16 protein-coding genes and 4 pseudogenes are annotated in these 19813 nt (G+C 53.4%); 11 read left to right on the plus strand and 9 right to left on the minus strand.

Annotated elements, in window-relative coordinates; all coding sequences use genetic code 11:
• The 6 genes and pseudogenes from ABKW30_RS23415 to ABKW30_RS23440 form a co-directional block, all read right to left on the minus strand.
• Positions 1-400: ABC transporter permease subunit (locus ABKW30_RS23415; protein ID WP_348601355.1), on the minus strand; the 400-nt coding region annotated here is incomplete at its 3' end.
• Entirely contained in the window at positions 397-1353 is a 957-nt protein-coding gene (locus tag ABKW30_RS23420) for a BadF/BadG/BcrA/BcrD ATPase family protein (protein ID WP_348601356.1), read from the minus strand. The genes ABKW30_RS23420 and ABKW30_RS23415, both read right to left, overlap by 4 nt.
• A gap of 546 nt (positions 1354-1899) precedes the next feature.
• Positions 1900-3243, minus strand: a pseudogene (locus ABKW30_RS23425) (ISL3 family transposase).
• 301 nt (positions 3244-3544) lie between these two features.
• Positions 3545-4273, minus strand: a complete 729-nt coding sequence (locus ABKW30_RS23430) for an amino acid ABC transporter ATP-binding protein (RefSeq protein ID WP_348601358.1) — start codon at positions 4271-4273, stop codon at positions 3545-3547.
• Complete coding sequence (locus tag ABKW30_RS23435; RefSeq protein ID WP_348601549.1) at positions 4254-4907, minus strand: amino acid ABC transporter permease; 654 nt, start codon at positions 4905-4907, stop codon at positions 4254-4256. Before ABKW30_RS23435 ends, ABKW30_RS23430 begins: the two co-directional genes overlap by 20 nt.
• Complete coding sequence (locus ABKW30_RS23440; protein ID WP_348601359.1) at positions 4907-5623, minus strand: amino acid ABC transporter permease; 717 nt, start codon at positions 5621-5623, stop codon at positions 4907-4909. Before ABKW30_RS23440 ends, ABKW30_RS23435 begins: the two co-directional genes overlap by 1 nt.
• A 183-nt stretch (positions 5624-5806) precedes the next feature.
• On the opposite strand from ABKW30_RS23440, the gene ABKW30_RS23445 reads away from it, so the two are divergent.
• The 10 genes from ABKW30_RS23445 to ABKW30_RS23490 all read left to right on the plus strand — a co-directional run bounded on the left by ABKW30_RS23445 (position 5807) and on the right by ABKW30_RS23490 (position 15717).
• A complete protein-coding gene (locus ABKW30_RS23445; protein WP_348601360.1) occupies positions 5807-6610 on the plus strand; it encodes a transporter substrate-binding domain-containing protein in 804 nt (267 codons plus the stop codon).
• 63 nt (positions 6611-6673) lie between these two features.
• Complete coding sequence (locus ABKW30_RS23450; protein WP_348601361.1) at positions 6674-7612, plus strand: NAD(P)-dependent oxidoreductase; 939 nt, start codon at positions 6674-6676, stop codon at positions 7610-7612.
• Entirely contained in the window at positions 7609-8280 is a 672-nt protein-coding gene (locus tag ABKW30_RS23455) for a hypothetical protein (RefSeq protein ID WP_348601362.1), read from the plus strand. The genes ABKW30_RS23450 and ABKW30_RS23455 overlap by 4 nt, the downstream gene beginning before the upstream one ends.
• Before the next feature lie 51 nt (positions 8281-8331).
• On the plus strand, positions 8332-9414 hold the full coding sequence (locus ABKW30_RS23460; protein ID WP_348601363.1) for a Gfo/Idh/MocA family oxidoreductase: 1083 nt from the start codon (positions 8332-8334) through the stop codon (positions 9412-9414).
• On the plus strand, positions 9405-10292 hold the full coding sequence (locus ABKW30_RS23465; protein WP_348601364.1) for an NAD(P)-dependent oxidoreductase: 888 nt from the start codon (positions 9405-9407) through the stop codon (positions 10290-10292). The genes ABKW30_RS23460 and ABKW30_RS23465 overlap by 10 nt, the downstream gene beginning before the upstream one ends.
• 4 nt (positions 10293-10296) lie before the next feature.
• Positions 10297-11139 carry a sugar phosphate isomerase/epimerase family protein gene (locus tag ABKW30_RS23470; RefSeq protein WP_348601365.1) on the plus strand — a complete coding sequence of 281 codons (843 nt, stop codon included), beginning with the start codon at positions 10297-10299 and terminating at the stop codon, positions 11137-11139.
• 52 nt (positions 11140-11191) lie between these two features.
• Positions 11192-12997, plus strand: a complete 1806-nt coding sequence (locus ABKW30_RS23475; RefSeq protein ID WP_348601366.1) for a thiamine pyrophosphate-binding protein — start codon at positions 11192-11194, stop codon at positions 12995-12997.
• A gap of 5 nt (positions 12998-13002) precedes the next feature.
• On the plus strand, positions 13003-14433 hold the full coding sequence (locus ABKW30_RS23480) for an aldehyde dehydrogenase family protein (RefSeq protein ID WP_348601367.1): 1431 nt from the start codon (positions 13003-13005) through the stop codon (positions 14431-14433).
• 26 nt (positions 14434-14459) lie between these two features.
• Positions 14460-14828 (plus strand): cupin domain-containing protein, encoded by a 369-nt coding sequence (locus tag ABKW30_RS23485; protein ID WP_348601368.1) that lies wholly within the window; start codon positions 14460-14462, stop codon positions 14826-14828.
• Positions 14829-14901: 73 nt separating this feature from the next.
• A complete protein-coding gene (locus ABKW30_RS23490) occupies positions 14902-15717 on the plus strand; it encodes an IclR family transcriptional regulator (RefSeq protein ID WP_348601369.1) in 816 nt (271 codons plus the stop codon).
• Between the two features lie 324 nt (positions 15718-16041).
• Here ABKW30_RS23490 and ABKW30_RS23495 read toward each other — a convergent pair.
• Both ABKW30_RS23495 and ABKW30_RS23500 read right to left on the minus strand, forming a co-directional pair.
• Positions 16042-17078, minus strand: a pseudogene (locus tag ABKW30_RS23495) (IS110 family transposase).
• Between the two features lie 522 nt (positions 17079-17600).
• Positions 17601-18215: pseudogene (locus ABKW30_RS23500) on the minus strand (IS110 family transposase); the annotation flags it as partial.
• A 143-nt stretch (positions 18216-18358) separates the two neighbouring features.
• Between ABKW30_RS23500 and ABKW30_RS23505 the strand changes: the two are divergent.
• A pseudogene (locus ABKW30_RS23505) lies at positions 18359-18742 on the plus strand (IS3 family transposase); the annotation flags it as partial.
• Positions 18743-18818: 76 nt separating this feature from the next.
• Here ABKW30_RS23505 and ABKW30_RS23510 read toward each other — a convergent pair.
• The gene (locus ABKW30_RS23510) at positions 18819-19715 is read right to left on the minus strand and encodes a LysR family transcriptional regulator (RefSeq protein ID WP_348601370.1); all 897 of its coding nucleotides are present in this window, start codon (positions 19713-19715) and stop codon (positions 18819-18821) included.
• Positions 19716-19813: the final 98 nt, after the last annotated feature.

Raw genomic sequence — 19813 nt, forward strand, 5'->3', positions numbered from 1 at the left:
TGATCGAGTTCGTGTCGAAATGGATCGAGCCGATATCGATACTGGGGATGAAGAGCTGAATATTAAACCAGAAGATGATCTGAACGAGCAGCGGCGTACCGCGGAAGAACCAGATGTAGAGGCTGGCGAAGCCGCTGACGATCAGATTCGGAGAGAGACGCATCATCGCCAGCATCGCCCCGGCAATGATGCTGATCAGCATGGAAAGCACTGTGAAAAGGATGGTGAGCTTGATCCCTTCGAGGATGGTCTCGTCGAAGAGATAGTGCGGGATTGCCGACCATGTGATGTGGCGGCTCATGATGACCATGGCCAGTAGAAAACCAACAATCACGATCAGGACAACGGCGATCACCCATTGGCCCCAGTTGCGCGCGGGAACGATGCTTTGTTCACTCATGCTGCCCTCCAGTCGCCTTCGTTCGAGATATTGCCGGCAATATGGGGAAGTGGCAGGTGTGCCGGGCGCTCTCCTGCCTGCAACTGCCGCGCGAGCGCCAAAGCGCCGATCACTGGCGGTTCGCGGAGAAGCGTCAAGGTCCAATCTGGCGCAACAGTTGCGAGTGCCGACTGGAACGCTTCGAAAAGACGGGGCTGGCGCGTTATGACGCCGCCACCTGTGACGATGTCCTTTCCAGGCGCGCCGCGATTGATCAGGCGCGAAACCAATGCCACGAGTGCGTTGCCGCCCTGCGCTATGACATCGAGGGCGAGTGGTGACCCGGCATCGGCGGCCTGAAAGACCAGGGGCACGAAACTGCCGATCTTGGCGGCACTTCCCTGATCGCCCAGCGCGCGTCCGAGTTCAACCGGATCGTCGATGCCAAGTGCCTGAAGCAGGCTGCGGCCAAGCTGCTCCATAGGTTTGCCTGCATCGAGCGACCTGCGCACCGCACGGGCGGCCTCTCGTACCAGACCGGCTGCGCTGCCTTCGTCGCCGAGATACCATCCCCAACCACCGGCAGCGATCATCCGCCTGTCATGGCTCCGTGCAACGGCGATAGAGCCTGTCCCGCAGATCACCGAGATGCCGACATCCTTGCCAGCTGCGGGCAGTAGCAGTTCCGAATCGTTGAGGACCAATATGACGGTTGCCGGCAAAAGCTGCGCAAGCCGCTGCTGGAAAGCCCCGCATTCCTCGTCGGTATCGCAGCCATGCGAACCCACAACCAGAACTTCGGGTGGTTTGCCCGCTGTCATTTTCATCAATACTGTAACGAGCGTGGCGGCCCCAGCTTTGACGTTCTGCCGCCCTCGCCATTCGGACGTCGGCATCGATATATCGGAGACAGCCAGAGTATTGGCTGTCATCAATTGCGTCTTCGTTCCTCCGATATCGATTCCCACCAGCATGAATGCGCATTCCCTTAATTTCTATTATTAGGAAACTTACCTAATTAATAGAAATTGGCAATGGACAAAATGTGATTCTCCCAGAAACAGGTCGCAAAATCCGATTTCCGACGCTTTTGGCCACGCCCGATGTCACTTACGAGGAACGGCGGCATGTCCACTGCCGCTTCATCCATGCGCCGGCGCTGAGGGAGGCCTGCGCACGGGTCGTGGGAGCGCAAAGCATCTCTCTATCATCAGGTGCCATTTACGAGTTCCGGCGACTTGATGATAAATAACCTGAACTTATTAGAGTCTTTCGCGGCTGAGATAAAGGCCGCTCGCGCAGCCTCGGCCGTCTCCTATTGCGACGGGTCTACATCTGGGCCGTTACAGCCGATACTCATAAATGGGATTTCGTGCCCTTCGCGTACCGCGCGGCTTCGTGAGCAGGCCCTGAAGCCAAAGGCGAATCGGCAATCGTGGCGCGCGGCGGACGTTCGCGGCCTGGTGTAGGCAGCTGCTTTCCATTTTTATTGGATCTTCCTCACTTTGTGTGGTTCATCCTCAATTTCTGTGATTCAGGGGCAGCATTCTTGCCCTCATCAGTTCTGGGCCAGCGCGACCGTACATTGCTCGCTTCAGCATCTTGAGGCGGTTGATCTGCCCTTCGGCTTGACCGTTGCTCCAAGGGAGTTCGATTGCATTTTTGACGGCATCAGTATCCCGGCGCAACACGCTGGCGAAACGCATGATCGCCGTGAGTTCGGTGTCAATGGCATCGTCGATCCATTTATCCAGTGCCTCCGAATTCCTGCTGCGCAAGATGCCGTTGAAGCGCATGGCCAAGGCACGCATTTATGGCGAACACTGTCGAGCCCTGCTTCAAAGCATTGACCTTTTTGGTCTAAAGATCTGTCAGCAGGCCCCAGTTTTATGCACAAAGCAGCGGCTACCACAGATGAGATCACATGGCCGGTATCAGGATCGCGGACGGGTTTTGAAACATGCTCATCTGGAGGCGGGTCGTCGGGTTGGATGTTTTCGACTTCACACCACACCTTCAACAGGCGCTCCAGATTGGAATGACTGCCCGTGTAGCCGCGGTTCCTGATATCGTGAAACAGATGGCGCCCAATAAGGTTTCCATTCTTCCGGCATTCAGCCAGAAAAGCTTCAAAATACAACGGCGATGTCGGATTCAATGCTGCCCGGTTTCTGTCTCGAGGTGCGGTAGAGGTGAGCCAATTCGCGATGCTGCGGCGCTCGTATCCGGTCCGCCTTGTAATCTCGCTGTAGGGGAGGCCCTGCTGGCGCAAAGCTTGAAGCGTGGCAAATATTTCCTGACGGGCCTGCGGTGCGCCCTCCCGGGCTGGCTGGGCGTACAGTCCACAACGATCTCGGCTGACAACTTCGATCGTCGGACGTTCTTGCAACCATGCTTTTGCACTCTCAACGCTGCGGTCGTCCAGAACATTGACGACCGATTGACGCTCAAGATCGACCATGATCGTGGCGTACGGCGAGGAATGCCGCCAGCTCCAATCATCAATGCCCACAACCCGAATATTGTCTTTTTGTATGAACGCCGGATTATTGCGCTTCAATTGCCGCAAAATCGTGTCGTCACTGACCGGCATGCCGAGCCGATGCATCAAGTATTCACCCGGGCGACCGCCCATCTTGTGGCCAATCAGGCGTACAATCTCGGCCATCCGTTCGTCGCATATAGGGTGAAGCAATCTCGGGCAACCTGTCGGTGAAGGTTCGTCGCCCGCATTTCCGGTGCCTGCACTGCCACCGGTTCAGTGCGAGTTTGATTTCCACAACCTGACCCTGAACAGGCAAGCCTTGGAAACGCCGATAATCAGTTGATCCGGAGATAATGACACGCCGGACCCATTCCAGAATCTCTTCGCGTTTGCAATGTAGCAGGCTGTTGAAGTTATCCGGAAAATGCCAAGCTACCTCCCACTGCTATACCGCGCACGGCTGGTCGCGAAGCGCGGCGTTGGTCGGTGTTGCTCTATTTGGATTGGCCCGGCGGATGGTGTACTGGATGCCCGTGCCCGCGCGCCGGGCAGAAAGCTCGGGTGTTTGGCCATGTCGGGCGCGCTCCGTTACTTACCGGTCTTGTCCTGCGTCTTCGTCTCAAAGTCGGAGGCGTCGTGGCGCTTATGCGGTTGCTCGGACGGATCTCTTGAGCTCAATGTTAGCGCGAGGCGGCCACAAACAATTTCAATTCGTCGGTTTTCGGATTTTCGAACAATTCTTTTGAAGGACCAAACTCCCAAATTCGTCCATTGTGCATGAAAACCGTAATATCTGCGACTTCGCGTGCAAAGGCCATCTCATGGGTGACGAGGATCATTGTCATGCCATCCTCGGCAAGTTGCTTCATCACCGTCAAGACTTCGCCGGTTAATTCCGGATCAAGTGCAGACGTTACTTCATCGAACAGCATTACTTTGGGCTGCATAGCCAGTGATCGAGCAATTGCGACACGCTGCTGTTGGCCGCCAGACAGCTGGTGAGCATACTTATGCAATTTATCTATGAGGCCCACTTGTCGCAATACGCTTTCAGCTATCTGCTCTGCCTCCTTCTTTGGGATACTCTTCACAATGATTGGCGCCAAGGTAATGTTTTCCTGAACCGTGAGGTGAGGGAAGAGGTTATAGCTTTGAAAGACGATTCCGACCTCCATGCGGAGCTCACGGAGGTCTTTTTTCCCCGGCAGTAGTTTGTGCGTTGCGACTTCAATGCTTCCTGCCTGAATCGGTTCAAGCCCATTGATGCAGCGTAGCATCGTACTTTTTCCCGATCCGCTACGCCCGATGACGGCTACAACCTGTCGCGACTCAACCGAGAGTGAAATACCATCGAGAACTTTGAGTGTACCATACGACTTCTCGATATTATTAAGCTGAACGACTGGCATTGAGTTTCTCCTCTAGGCGTTGACTGTATGCAGAAAGCGGATAGCAGATGACGAAATAGATCACAGCCACGAGGCTGAAGATCAAAAAGGGTTGGAACGTCATATTGTTGAGGATCTGGCCCGCTCGGGTAATTTCGACAAAACCGATCAGCGCAGCAATCGATGTGTTCTTGATCAGTTGAGCGAGGAACCCGATCGTCGGTGCCAGCGCGATCCGGATCGCTTGCGGGAAGATTATGTAACGACACTGCTGAAACCGTGTCATGGCAAGAGCTTCCGAGGCCTCCCATTGGGATTTTTCGATTGCTTCTATTGATCCTCGCCAGATCTCTCCGAGAAAAGCTCCGGCAAACAACGATAGGGCGGCACCGGCTGCGATGAATGGCGGAAGACGAAATCCGAGATAATTCAATCCGTAAAAAGAGAGAAAAAGCAACATTAGTACGGGGGTAGATTGAAGAAGTTCGACAAACGCGGTGGCAATCAAACGGGGTATTTTCCCGCCGAACAGTTTTGCAAGCGCTATTGCCAACCCGAGGATGCCACCAAAGCAGAAACTTACCAGTGTAATAATGACTGTCCATCCTGCGGCATAAAGCAGAAAATATAGATCAGTAATCATGAAGGTTCGCATCATGGAGCCACCTCCGTCGCGACCGGCGTCAGTCGGCGTGATATTCGATAGTCGCGCACGCTGCCAAAGAGCACCTGAGCGAGCAGCCAGCAAAGAAACCTGAACAGCAAGGTCATCACGACATAGATGATGGTAACGATTATGTAGGTCTCGAGGCTGCGAAAAGTCTGCGATTCGATTGTGTTTGCAACGCTTGTCAATTCAGCTGCAGAGATTGCCGAAACAATGCTTGTAGAGAGGAAGGTCAGCGTCACCTGTCCCACCAAGGCGGGATAAACGATCTTCAGCGCTGGAAAGAAAATGACATGACGAAAAATCTGCCACGGTGACATAGCTAGTGCAATTCCCGCCTGAATTTGAGCCGGTACTATTGCCTGAAATCCCGACCGGAATATTTCCGTGGAATAGGCGCCGAGGTTGACAACCAGGCCAACCAGCGCTGCGGTATTTGCTGAAACGCGAAAGCCAAGAAGAGGCAATCCAAAGAATACAAGGAATAACTGGACCAGAAGCGGCGTGTTTCGAATGACCTCGACGTAGCCGCCGATACAACGGTCCAGCCATCGTGGACCGTAGCTCCGCCCGGCAGCGCCTACAACTCCAACTGTCAACCCTAGCGCGATTGCAGTTGACCCTAGCTGAATAGTCAGAATCACGCCATCCATCAGTTCTGGCATGCGCTGGAGCACAGACCGAAATTGCATTTGATATGCCACTGATATCCTCCCGTTCTATCCGTGCGATTGAGCGGACGTAAAAACGCCGTGCAGTTCGCATTTGCCTTCCTCTTGTGGCAACTGTATCGTTTGTTAATGCCCAATGCAATTTCATATTATCGGTTGACAACTTTTAATTGCTGTTATTTCATTCGGCGGCCATACCGGCCTTGGGAGGAAAAAATGAATAGGTTAATGAGTTGGGTGAAACGTTCGTTGTTAGCGAGCATGGGTATTGGCTTGCTCTTGACGAGCTCTGTTGCCCATGCGCAGACGGTTGATGATCTGGTCCAAAAAGGACGCGTATCCATCGGAGTGTTAACAGGTGTTCCACCGTACACAGGCGTTGACAGCAACGGCAAGGACGACGGCTTTCACGTGGATGTTGCCAAACTTATTGCAAAGTATCTAGGCGTTGAGGTGGACATCGTACCAGTAACGAACGCCTCACGTATCGCTGCGTTGCAATCGGGTAACGTGGATATCCTTGTGGCACATATGGGGCCGACGCCAGAACGAGCAAAATCCGTTATGTTTACAATGCCATACGCGGGATACAACATGTCGATTATCGGAAAAAAAGACGTCGATATGAAGGATACCGCCGCTCTGGCGCACAAGCGGATTGCCGTTCCCCGCGGCGGTGTCCAGGACGTCGCTCTAACCGCTCTCAAGCTCGACGGACTTGAGATTGTCCGCTTCGATGATGATGCAACGGCCATTCAAGCAGCCTTGTCTGGTCAAGTCGATGGCGTGTCGATCGGTGATACAGTTGCTAATATGATCATTAAACAGAATCCAGGAGCAAATCTGGAAGTCAAGTTCCCCTTGTTCTGGCAAGGATTTTCCATTGGTGTGCGCAAGGACGCATTTGATCTGCGTCAATGGCTGAATAACTTCGTCTATTACACCAAGCTCAGCGGTGAACTCGATGCTTCTCACCAGAAGTGGATCGGCGTTCCCTTGGGGGATCTCCCGTCATTTTAATTGCTGGGTAACGGAATGGCGACCCATTATTTTGAAGTGGGTCGCTTATTCGGGAGGAATGTCATGAAGAAAAAAAATGTCTTGATAACGGGGGGATGTGGACTTCTAGGCTCCTATGTTGCGGCGGAATTGCAAACACATTGCGGTGTTACGCGGTTCGATATTGCGGGACCTGAAACAGTAGACTTTGTGCGAGGCGATGTGCGCCAGCTAACCGATATCCGAGCGGCCGTGCGCAATCATGAAATGGTTATTCATATTGCCGCGCTTGCAAACATATGGGCGGGTACTCCCGAAGAAATAATGGATGTCAACGTGACCGGTGTCTGGAATGTCCTTCGTGCGGCGGAAATGGAAGGTGTCAGGCGTGTTGTGCTCTGTTCGAGCGACAGCGTCATCGGGTTTACGGTGAATAATGAGCATCTGCAAACTCCCAGCTACGTGCCGGTAGATGAACGGCATAATCTAAATGCCACGGATCCTTATGGGCTAAGCAAAATAATTGGGGAAAATATCGGGCGAAGTTTTGCGCTTCGCGGCACGATTGAGGTGGTAGTCCTGCGTCCGGTTTTCATCCTCTATCCCGATATGATGGCAGAGATCCGGGCACGCTCAATCGATCCAGAGAATTATAAGGGGCCTGCTGCTGGCGGCCAGACGCCTGCGGGCGGAGGTAGACTATGGCACTATGTCGATCCACGGGACGTAGCACGTGCGTTTCGCCTGGCGATTGAAATAAAGGATGTTCGGTTCGAATCTTTTTTTATCAGCGGTCCAAGCCATTTGCACCCGCAGCCAACACTGGAGCGCCTGAAAAGCATTTGCCCTGTCTTGCCCATTGTAAATGACCAGAAGCTTTATGAGGAACAACCATTTGCCCCGATTTATGATTTGGAGCATGCACGTAACCGGCTGGGGTATTCACCGCAACATGATCTGCGCGCATTGGTTTATCCTCAAGGCACACCCAACAACCAGGCCGCCCTGGGCGCCAGATCATGAGCACTGGAGCATTGGCAATCTGGCATGACATTGTGCCGGGAAAAGAGGAAGCTGTTCTCGATTGGTATAACCGCGAGCACCACCCCGAGCGTGTGGGCATTGCAGGATTCACCCGAGCTACGAGATACCGCGCTGACAATGGAATGCCGTCCGTTTTTATCAATTACGAGGTCAGTTCACCAGATGTCCTCAAATCCGAGGCTTATCTTGAGCGGGTAAACAACCCCACAGAATGGACGCGGCGGTGCATGCCGTTTTTTCGCAACAATTCACGCACCGTCTGCAGAGTGGAGTTCGACAGCAGCAAAGCCATTGGTGGCTACGCGGCAACGTTACGATTCTCGGCTAAAAAGGCGCACGAAAACAGCCTTAGAGCCGCGCTGTGCAACTCGATTCTCCCATCTACCGCACGCCGATCATTGATCGTTCGCGTTCAATTATGGGAAGCGCTGTTAGATATCACTGCCATCCCAACTACGGAACGTGAATTGCGAGCAGGTCAAGATACCACGACGCCTTCGTGCATTGTCGTTTACGCGTCCTCTCAGGACGCGTTGGTGCCTGTTATAGGCAGTGTTTCAACCGCGTCGCATTTTGCCAGCGGGGCCACAGATCTAAACGTTGATACGTTTACTCTCGATTATTCTCTCACATATCCGGTAATGTGAATTGACATTTTACAATAACAAACTAGGTTTGCAGAAGCACAGGGAAACGTTATGTCCACCATCAAACTCGCAATCATAGGAACCGGTTTTTTTAGTCAGTATCATTATGAGGCATGGACCCGCATTCCGGAGGTTCACCCGGCAGCTTTGGTGTATTCAACCAATGCGAAACGTGCCGCTGAGTTCGCTAAAAAATACGGTATTTCGAAGATATTTGACGACGTGGAAAGCATGATCCAGATCGTTCAGCCGGATTTGATCGACATTGTGTCTCCGCCGGAAACTCATCTTCCGATCGTGGAGATGGCCGCACGTTATAAAATACCGGTCATCACCCAGAAGCCGTTGTCGGAAAACTTTCACACGGCCAGGCAACTGGTGGATGTGGTTAGGAAAAACAATACTTTTGCGGTGACGCATGAGAACTGGCGATTCAAGCCGTGGTTTCGTGAAGCTGCCAAGTTGATCGAACAGGGCGCCGTCGGCGATTTATACAGTGTCAATTTTCGCATGCGTCCCGGTGACGGTCAGGGACCGAACGCCTATCTCGACAGGCAACCCTATTTTCAAAAGATGCCGCGTTTTCTTATCCACGAAACCGCCATTCACATGGTGGATGTCTTTCGCTTTCTTTTCGGGGAAGTGGCCGCGGTCACCGCTCGATTGCGGCGCCTTAACCCGGTAATCGCCGGAGAAGATGCCGGGATCGTGGTGTTCGATTTTACGAGCGGAGCCGCAGGGATTTATGACGGCAATCGTCTCTCTGACGTGGATGCTGAAAACCCGCGCCTGACTATGGGAGAGATGTTGATTGAAGGCTCGAGCGGACAAATCAAGTTGGACGGCTACGGGCAGTTATATGTGCGCAATATGGGAAGACCCTTCCGGTTGCATCAATATACCTGGGAGAACCGGGGTTATAGCGGCGACTGTGTTTACGCACTTCAGCGCCATGTCATCGACCACTTGATGACGGGCTCTCCGGTTGAAAATCGCGTGGCGGATTATTTCAATAACCTGATTGTCGAACAGGCAATCTATCAATCGGATGCCGAAGGAAGACGAATTCTCATCGATGGTGGCGCACATGTGCCTTCGATCAAAATGCTGGAGGAGCAAAGAGCATGCATTTAGGTAAAGTAGCGATTACAGGCGGGAGCGGTCGTCTGGGACAGTTTGTTGTTGATCGCTTGAAAAAGGTTTCCGAGGTTACTGTTATCGACCTGCGTGCGCCGCAGGACCCCGATGTGGAGTTTATCGAATCAAGTATTTTGGACTTTGCCGGACTGGAGCGGGCATTCGTCGGTCAGGACTATGTGATCCATTTGGCAGCTGTTCCCAATCCTCGATCTGCACCGGCCGACATAACTTTCAACACGAATGTACAGGGGACATGGAACGTTCTGCAGGCTGCGGAGAATGCGGGCGTCAAGCGGGTCGCCGTCGCGTCCAGTGATGCTGCGACGGGTCTTCACTACAATCCGGAAAATTGGGGCATCCAATATTTGCCAGTCGACGAAAGCCATCCGCTCAAGCCGGGTGACTTTTACGGATTGAGTAAGGAAATCACGGAAATGATCTGCTTGCGCTATGCGCAGCGTGGCAAAGTACAAGTGGGAGTGATCCGCCCCACGCATATTGTTTTCGAATCTGAGTATCCTGAACTTGAGGCGAGGGGTGCAGATGTAAACAACTACCACATCTGGACCTATGTCGACCCTAAAGATGTGGCCCAGGCATTTGAGCTCGTTCTCGCAAAGCGCGATCTAGTCCACGACATCTTTTTCATCTCTGCTGCCGATACACTGTCAAACCGTCCTACTCTCGAGATGATCAAGGATCGGATGGGGACGGTACCTGAAGTCCGAAATCCGGGAGTTTATGAAGCAAATCCTTTCGCCTCCGTTCTCGATATTACCCACGCCCGTAACGAACTTGGCTACGAACCAGAAAGTAACTGGCGCGAAATGTTTGCCAAGGCAAATGCGGTATCCCCGCGGAAAGTCGGCTGAAACTATGAACACACCGCCTAAGCTCAATTTTGTCGCCAACACCTATTCCTACACTGTCAACTATAGTGCATTGGAAGCCATCGATCGCCTTCTCAGAATCGGTTTTTCCGCATTTGAATTGATGATGTATCCAGGTCATTTGTGGCCAAATGATCTGGACGGTGGAGCGCGCCGTCGTCTCAAGCAGGAAATTAAGAATCGCGGGGTTGCGATCCGATCGTTCAATCAGCCGAATATCGATATCAACCTTGCCGGTGCGTCGCCGGAAATGCGGAAGTATTCGACAGATATTATTCGTTCAATTCTGGAATTGGCCGGTGATCTAGAAGTTCCGGGTGTTGTAATCGGCCCCGGCAAGATCAATTCTTTGATGCCTATCCCGCGGGAACGAGTCATCGGTTACTTTAATCAGGCTCTAGAGACGCTCGTTCCCTTGGCTGAATCGGTCGGAACGCGTGTACTTGTAGAGAACATGCCTTTCTCTTTTGCCCCCGACATTGATAGTCTGATGACGATGGTAGACGACTTCGGCGACGATCGGGTAGGCGTCGTCTACGATCTTGCCAATGGCTACTTTATGAAAGAGCGCCCGCGCGACGCAATCATCCGTGCCGGAAAGCGCCTGGACATCGTTCACGTCTCGGACACCGGGCTGAACGTGTGTATGCATGATCCGATAGGACATGGGACGATGGATTACGTTGCCATCAAGGCCGACCTAGAGGAGGTCGAATGGACAGATCCAATCGTCATGGAAATCATTGCCGTTTCCGACAATCCTGATCTGGAGCTCCAGGACAGTATCGCGCGACTGGGTGAGTTCGGGTGGGAAACCGTTCGAGGCTGAACGGATCGATCCGCAACTATTACCAGCAAACAACCTATAGAAGGAAACGGGTATGCCCAAAGTCAAAGGCGCAGACGTCATTGCCGATGTCCTGATCCAGGAGAAAGTCCCTTATGTCTTCGGCATTTGCGGACACGGAAACGTGGGCATGTTGGATGCCCTCTATGAACGTAGTGACAAGATCAAGTTGATTTCACCGCGACACGAACAAACTGCGGGACACATGGCAGACGCATACTTTCGAGTCGCCCACCGGCCAGTAGCAACATTAACATCGTGCGGTCCCGGTTCGGCAAATCTTCCGATGGCACTTGCTTGCGCGCAGGCGGACTCATCAACCTTTCTTGCGATTACCGCGAATGTGCCAACCTCGCAATTCAACCGTGCGCCGTTTCAGGAATCCTATCACCACTTCCAGGCTGATTTCCCGTCCGTTGTTCGTCCCTTTGTAAAGCGCAGCTTTCAACCGAGCCGCGTGGACATGCTGCCTACCGCGTTGCGGCAAGCCATGCATTTAATGACGTCTGGCCGTCCGTCACCCGTTAATATCGATGTTCCGTACAATGTCTTCCAGGAAGAGGACGATGTGGAATTGCCCCAGCCAAGACTGGACAGTGCCGCTTCACGCTGGGCAGCGACGCCGGAGCAAGTTGAGGCTGCTGCCGATCTGATCCTGGGTGCTGTCAAGCCTTTGATTTTCATCGGGCACGGCGTAACCTTATCCGAGGCCAGTGCGGAGTTGACGTTGCTTGTGAACAAGCTCGGCATCCCTGTGGCTATGTCACCCAATGGCATGGGAACACTCGATATGAACCATGAGTTGTCGCTCGGTTTTATCGGGAGAAACGGGACCTATCATGCAAATCAGGCAGGCCGGCGTTGCGACTTTCTGCTGTCACTTGGTGCGCGATTTGATGACCGCTCATCCAGTTCTTGGATTCCGGGTTACTCTTGGAATATTCCGCCAACGCAAGTCGTCCAGGTTGATATCGATCCGGCGGAAATCGGTCGCAATTACGATCCCCGTCTTGGTATCGTGGCGGACATCCAATCCTTTCTTCGACAATTACTAATGGAGTTGGAAAAGCGAGGCGGCATAGCCGATACCCGCATGAGCACAAACGCATGGCGTGCGGAAATAGCTGGTTGGAAAAAGACGTGGGAAACGTTCATTGCACCGGACTTTAGCGCCGACACAAATCCGATGCGACCGGAACGGGTTGTCGCGGACGTGCAAAAACTCATGCCGGAAGATGGCATCCTTGTTTGTGACTCCGGCGCACATCACAATTGGTTTATGCAGTTTTGGAAGGCACGCCGTCCTCAACAGATGTTAAACACTTGGGGCTATTCCGCAATGGGATTCGGCGTAAGCGGTGTCTTGGGAGCAAAGCTTGCGGCACCTGAAAAAGCGTGCGTTGCTGTTGTCGGGGATGGGGGATTTACGATGACACCCCATGTTCTTTGTACCGCTGTCGAGTATGAAATTCCGGTCGTTTGGGTTATCTGGAACAATTACGGATGGGGTGCTATCCGAGATCTTCAGCGAGGTACGTTCGGACGCGAAATTGGCACCAGTTTTACCAATGGACCGAATGGTTCGCCGTACAATCCGGATTTTGGCGCCATGGCCCGTAGTTGTGGTGTTCATGGAGTCAAGGTCGGAAAATCGGATGATTTTTCCGACGCTCTGAAAGCGGCGATCGCATCTAATCGTCCCACTGTTATCGACGTTGAAGTCGATATGATGATCAAACCTCCCTCAGTCGGGACTTGGCAACTGCCACCGCTGGCTCATCCAGAACCGCTATTTGGTGAGTCGTGGACTCCAGCAATGACAGATGGAACGATGAGGTAACCGAGATGACCGATAAAGTTTATGTGGCACGCCATTTGGTGGCAGGCAAATGGATCGATAGCCCTGACCAAAACATGATCGTCAGCCCCTTTGACGGCAAAGCCGCCAGTTCTGTTGCAATGGGAAATGCCAAGATTACCGATGCCGCAATTGGGTCTGCCGTAGTGGCGGCGCCGTCGGTGGCGGCCATGCCAGGCTACAAGCGTGCGGCGATACTCAACCGCGTTGCTGTGCTTATTGAAGAACGGGCATCAGACGTCGGAAGGCTAATGGCACGTGAAACGGGGAAAGCGATCAAAGATGCGGTTGCTGAAGTTCGTCGATCACAGGATACGATAATACTTTCGGCCCAGGAGGCCATCCGGATCGAAGGCGAGCATGTCCCCTTGGACGGAAGCGAAATGGGGGCAGGGAAAATCGCGTTTATGTTGCGTCATCCCATTGGCGTCGTGGGAGCGATCACACCATTTAATGCGCCTTTTAATCTAAGTTGCCATAAGCTTGGTCCTGCTTTTGCTGCCGGGAATGCGGTGGTCCTCAAAGCGCCTCCGCAAGCCGCTGGTGTTGTCACTATGCTTGTTGAAATGTTTGTCGATGCGGGTATTCCTGCTGGCGCGATCAATCTCGTCCACGGTGGTAGCGAAATAGGACAGCAAATCGTGTCCGACCCCCGCGTGGACTTCATAACGTTTACCGGATCGAGTCGTGCAGGCGCTGAAATCAAGGCCAGAACCGGCCTAAGACGTGTGGCACTTGAGCTGGGAGGAAGCGGCCAGACAATTGTTCATGCAGACGCTGATGTCGGTTCTGCGGCGCGAATGTGCGCCCGCAATTCTATGCGGCTGGCAGGGCAAAGCTGCATTTCCGTCCAAAACGTATTTGTCCATCGTGATGTTTTGGATGATTTCACTCAAGAAGCCATCGCTGAAATACGCAAACTAAAAGTCGGCGATCCGCTAGAAAGCGAAACGGACGTTGGCACTGTTATCGATGTGCCAACGGCGATGCGGGTCGAAAGTTGGATTAACGAAGCCATTAAGGCAGGTGCAAGACTGCTGGTTGGTGGCAAACGGCATGGTGCGCAACTGGAGCCAACAGTTTTAACCGATGTTAAACCAGACATGAAAGTGGTCTGCGAGGAAGTATTTGGCCCAGTCATGAGTATCGTGCCTTACCATTCCTTCGACGACGCGGTTGCGATGGTCAATGCTGGTCGCTACGGACTCCAATGCGGAGTATTTACACGCTCGAACGTCTTGACCATGCAGGCCATTCGCACGATCCGCAGCGGTGGGGTCATCATCAACGGCACCTCAACCTGGCGCACCGATCAACTAGCATATGGTGGTGTTAAAGACAGTGGCATTGGTCGCGAAGGTCCCCACTATGCAATCCGTGACATGACGGAAGAGCGTCTTGTTGTTTTCAATATGTAGATCAATGTTTATCCGGAGTTTTGTCAATGTCTGTTGAAAGTCGAAAAGCCGCAATCGTCAAAGGAGCCGAAGTACTTTGGGAGGAACCTCCGGCCCACTTTAGCGCATTCTCAAAAATGCTGGTTACACCCGCCAACGCGGATACCAAACTTTTTGATTTTAGGATATCGAGCTATCAACCAAAAGGTTATGTCGCACCGCACAAACACAAGGTGCAGGAACAAGTCTATTATATTCTCGAAGGAGAGGGCCTCATCGAGCTCGACGGCGAGCGGACTGTAGTTTCACCTTGGACGGCAATTCACATTCCGCCAGGCGTTGTGCATGCAATCTATAACACGGGAATGAATGATTTGAAATTTGTGGTTGTCACAACGCCAACCCATGATGAGTGATGATCATGCCCGGTGGTGAAAGTAACAAACTTCAACTATATGATTGGACTTGTGAAAATAAGAAGGGATTGTCTTGCCGGTAGCAGAAGAGGTTACAACGAAGAACTCGGATGGTGGAGGAATCCAGTCTCTCCATAGAGCCATGAGCATTCTCCAGGTCGTCGCACACGCCCGCGAAGGTGTGGGTCTTGCCGACTTGTGCAAAGAAATTGGTCTGCACAGTAGTACGACGTTCCATTTGGCGAAAACGTTGGTTACACTCGGGCTGCTGAGACAAGATGCTCAAAGTAAACGCTATCGTGTAGGTTCGACCCTTTTCGGATTGGCCACCGGTGCCCTTGATGAAATCGAGATCCTAAATGTTGCTAGTCCGTTTTTGACCCAACTGGCGTTGGATACCGGCGAGAGTAGCCATATTGCGGTTCTCGCCGGGAAAGATGTTGTAATTATCGGCAAACAGGACGCTGCGGCCTCGATCCGCCTAGCCGAAAGGGTTGGCTCAGCTCGCCCTTCCTATGCAACGGCAATAGGAAAGGCAATGTTGTCAGGTTTCACGGCAATGATGTTGGACGAGTACTTCGAAAAGACCGACTTGGTTTCCATTACGCCCAAAACAGTGACCGACATAGACACCCTTAGGAAGGCTATCGAAGACGTCAGAGAAACTGGTATCGCGTTTGATGATGGAGAGTTCGACAGCGAAGTTCGGTGTCTTGCCTCTCCGGTATTTGATTTCCGCGGTCAAGTAATTGCAGCAATAGGGATTACCGCTCCGATGTTCCGGATGACGTTAGGGAAAATTTCGGAAGTTAGCGACCAAGTGAAGCGGGCCGCTCGTCAGTTAGGTGCCCAATTCGGGGCTGAGGGGCAGACTGTCCAGAACAATTGAATTTGGGTGTTTTGGTTTCTCATGTCTTATGCCGAACCTTTCCAGGTTCTTCTCTATTCGGCGTGTTGCGGTCAAGCGCTTTCGGGCTTTTCCATCCTGTCGGCATTTGATGCCTTTCGCGGGCCCTTGCTTCTCTTCGGGATCGGCTCTTTGGCCCTCCCATTATGGGATCAGTAGAATGAGGCGGTCCAATCTGTTGCACGTCCTGATCGCGATGGTGCGATCGATACAAGAACCCAAGCGAGCTCACCTCATCCATCGTCCCGCGAAGGACGCCTTTCCACCGACAGGCGGAACTTTATCATCTTCTTCCCATCAGTCTGTTCAGACAGCTGCGGGCGTGCTCTCCCTTGTCCAGCGGAATTCGGTACCATCGCTCCACATGCGATGCATGATCACCGCCAGCCGGCGTGCGAGTGCAACGATGGCCTTTTGCCGTCCGCGCCGCCTGGCGACGTTCATCGCCCAGGCTTTCAGCCAGGACCATTTCTTCACGCGGCTCAACATGACCTGGGCCGCTTCGTAAAGCAGGGCCCGCACCATGCCATCACCGCACAGCGAGACGCGGCCGACGCGATGGCTTTCGCCAGATTGGTTGAGCACCGGCGTCAATCCCAGCGCCGGCCCGACGGCGCGGGAGTTGCTAAAGCGCGCCGGGATATCAATGGTACTGATGAAAGCAAGCGAGGTAACAGGGCCGATACCAGGGATCGTCATCAGACGTCGGCAGGCCTTGTCGTCACGGACGATCGATAGCAGCTTGCGGTGAAGTTCCATGAAGGTCTCTCGCAGCTTTTGCCGTGCCGCCAGCAAAGGCTCCATGATCTCGCTGAGGTCGGGCAGATCGTCAACAAGCTCGTGGATGCGATCGTCGAACCCTGTCGTTCCAACGATGCGACCTTGAGCCCGAAGTTGCGCAACAGCCCGCGAATGTCGTTCTCGATGGCGATCGCCTTTTCCTGCAGCAGCTTGCGAGCGGTCAGCAGGACGCGACGACGCTGGCTCGCCAGCGTCTTGACATGCACCGGCCGGAACAGATTAACCCGCATCATCTGTGCGATGCCGCGCGCATAGTTGCGATCCGTCTTATTCACCTGCGCTTTCAGGATTGCCTTCGCATGCCGGGTTTCGATGCAGATCGCCGGAAACCCGGCTTCCACCATCCCGCTAAACAACCATTGCGATAACGGCCCGGCCTCGAGCCCGATGCGAACGAATTTCCACGCGGGATTCATCAAGGCTTGGACGAGGTTTTCCGGGTGGCTGGGGACTTTTATCTCGCGGCAGATCGTACCCGTTTCATCCAGGACGCATATCGAGGTCTCCTTTACCGAGACGTCCAATCCGGCATAATGTTTCATGCTGCGCTTCCTTTCCTGATGCTTGTGGCTGTTCCAACAGACCACGTTCTATCACCAGCTCGAAGCGCAGCACCTCACCACGGTTTCCAGGGATGGGCTCAAGCCGAATATCCCATCTGTTGCAAAAATTTCAGTAGCTTAAAGGCGATTTTATTCTTGGACACAATTCTGCTGCGAGCTCCGTAAAAACCTCGAAAGGCGAACGATTATCATTTGCGAATTGCTTCTTGCGGATGCGATGCTCGATAATGCTGCCTTGAAAGACCTGTTGGGAAAGAATGTATGGTCCGCCTCGTCCGTGCAAGGGTCGCGACATCGCAAATGACGATTCCAGCTGCATAAATGTATCCGGCCTCTCGCGAGTGGGCTGCGATTGCAGCCAGGCCATGATGAGATCCGCACATGCCGTTCGCAATAAATGACACGGGCAAAAATAGCCCATTTTTTTACCCAGGGTTTACGGCATGTTGATCCACTGTTTCGTCATCACTATTCCCGAGCCTTGCAATCGAGCCAGGTGCGTCAGGTGAATGTAGGATCCCTGCGTTCGTAGAGGGTTCCAGGCTTGGTCAGTGCGACCCAGACAATCCGGGCCATCTTGGCGGCAAGTGCTACGACGGCTTTATTGGGATGCATTCGGGCCTGAAGGCCATCGAGCCAGCTTCCCAGTCGGTCTCTCGTTCGATCGAGATGCCAAAAGCACGATCGAGCGCCGTGCACGAGCAATTTGCGAACATAGCGGTTTCCTCGCTTGCTGATGCCGAGAAGCTTCTGCTTTCCACCGGTCGAATATTCTCGCGGCACGAGGCCGAGCCACGCTGCCAGATCGCGGGCTTTTTGGAATTGCCGACCGTTGCCAATCGCTGCAAGGAGTGCAGTCGCCCCCAATGCTCCGATGCCGGGGATCGTCATGAGCCGTCGAGCCACATCCTCTCGACTGGCTATAGCTTCGATCTCGCGTGTGACGTCACCGATACGTTGCTCCAATTGGCGTAGATCGGCAAATAGATCTGCGAGCAGCTTGCGCATCGCCGACGAAAGGTCGTTTGATTGGTCCTCGAGAACCTGTGGCAGATCGAGCTTGAACAGACCTGCACCCTGGCGTAGCGCGATCCTGTATTCGAGGCAGAAGGCCCGTGCTCTGGGACCCAACCTTTGGACCGCCGGGAATTAGAGTTTTCCGGCTCTTATGCCAATGGCGGGCTGATGACGCCATCGGGATTATGCAAGGCAATCGGCACGTTATATCCGATTGCCGAGTTGGGACGATCCTCATTATAGTGTTGACGCCCGCAGCCAAGCGGAAAGCTGTCGTGCATCTGATGAACCAGCATGGGATGAGCGAACGGCGGGCGTGTAAAACCATGGGCTGCTGCCGCATGACGATCCGTTACGAAACCGCGCGCGGCGATGATCGCGACCTTCGCGAGCGAATGAAGGCGCTGGCGCATGAGCGCCGACGCTTCGGATATCGCCGCCTTCATGTGCTGCTCAGACGCGAGGGGCACGTTGTGAACCACAAGAAGCTCTTCCGGCTCTACCGGGAGGAGAAGCTGACCGTGCGCAAGCGCGGTGGGCGCAAGCGAGTGATCGGCACGCGGGCACCGATGTTGATCCCGATTGCTGCCAATGATCGTTGGTCGCTGGACTTCGTGTCGGATCAGTTCGTCGTTCGACGTGCACGTCCTGATGAGTGCGCCGTACTATCTCAACGATCGGAAGAAGCTGCACGAGATCCAGCTACCGTTCGTGGCTCGCCTGGCGTTTTGTTTCCAACAGGGTCAAGAACCGTGTCGGAGCCGCTTCCGGCAATTCACCGGGTAGCCTTGCGACAATGACCTCCCAACATATTTCGACCTGGCTTACGTTACGGATCGATATTGTCGGGCCATAGCTGTGCGCGACCGATTCCGGCACGAGAGCAATCCCGAGCCCTCTCGATACGAGGTCGAACAATGTGTTCAGGTCGCTGACTTCAAAAGCCGTTTTCCGCGTCAGACCGGCACTGTGAAACGCATCGTCAATGAGTTTTCGGGTGCCCCAATCGGGTTGGAAATCGACAAAAAGAAACTGGCTGATGGCTGGCAAGGTTATGTTGTTCAAGGCAGCGGCCGGGTGGTCAACGGCACAGATCAGAACCAGATCTTCGCAGGCGACCATGGTGGTGACGATTGAACTTGTTGGCTCTGTGACGGGAAGGAAAGCAAGATCGATAATGCCTTTCCGAAGCTTCTCAAGCAGGTGATCGGCGCCCCCCTGGATCAAACGAACTTCAACCCGCCCATAGAGATCGTGAAATTCAGCCAGAAGTGCTGGCAGGTCGAGGAAAGCCGGTAGGCCCTGCACGGTCCCTATACTGAGCTTGCCGCCATTGGAGTGCGTCACGTCGTGGACGGTCTGCCGCGCATCTTCGGCAGCATCGAGTACGACGACAGCTTTTTCCAGAAATGCTTTGCCCGCCAAGGTCAGGCGGACCTTGCGTGTCGATCGCACGAACAGCTGTGTTCGAAGTTCCTCCTCAAGGGACTTAATCGCACTCGACAATGCCGATTGTGCGACGTTCAGCTGGCGGGATGCTCGCGTAAAATGCTCAGCTTTTGCCGCGGCAACGAAATATTGCAATTGTCTTAGGTCCATGATGCCCTGATTATGCGCGTTTATAGATCAATGATATCTATATAATCTATTTGCCTGATGGAACCGGGTTCTTCATTATCGAAAGCAGTGGGCTTCGC

Origin of the sequence: Phyllobacterium sp. SB3 (assembly GCF_040009165.1) — a bacterium.
Taxonomy (GTDB): Bacteria; Pseudomonadota; Alphaproteobacteria; order Rhizobiales; family Rhizobiaceae; genus Phyllobacterium.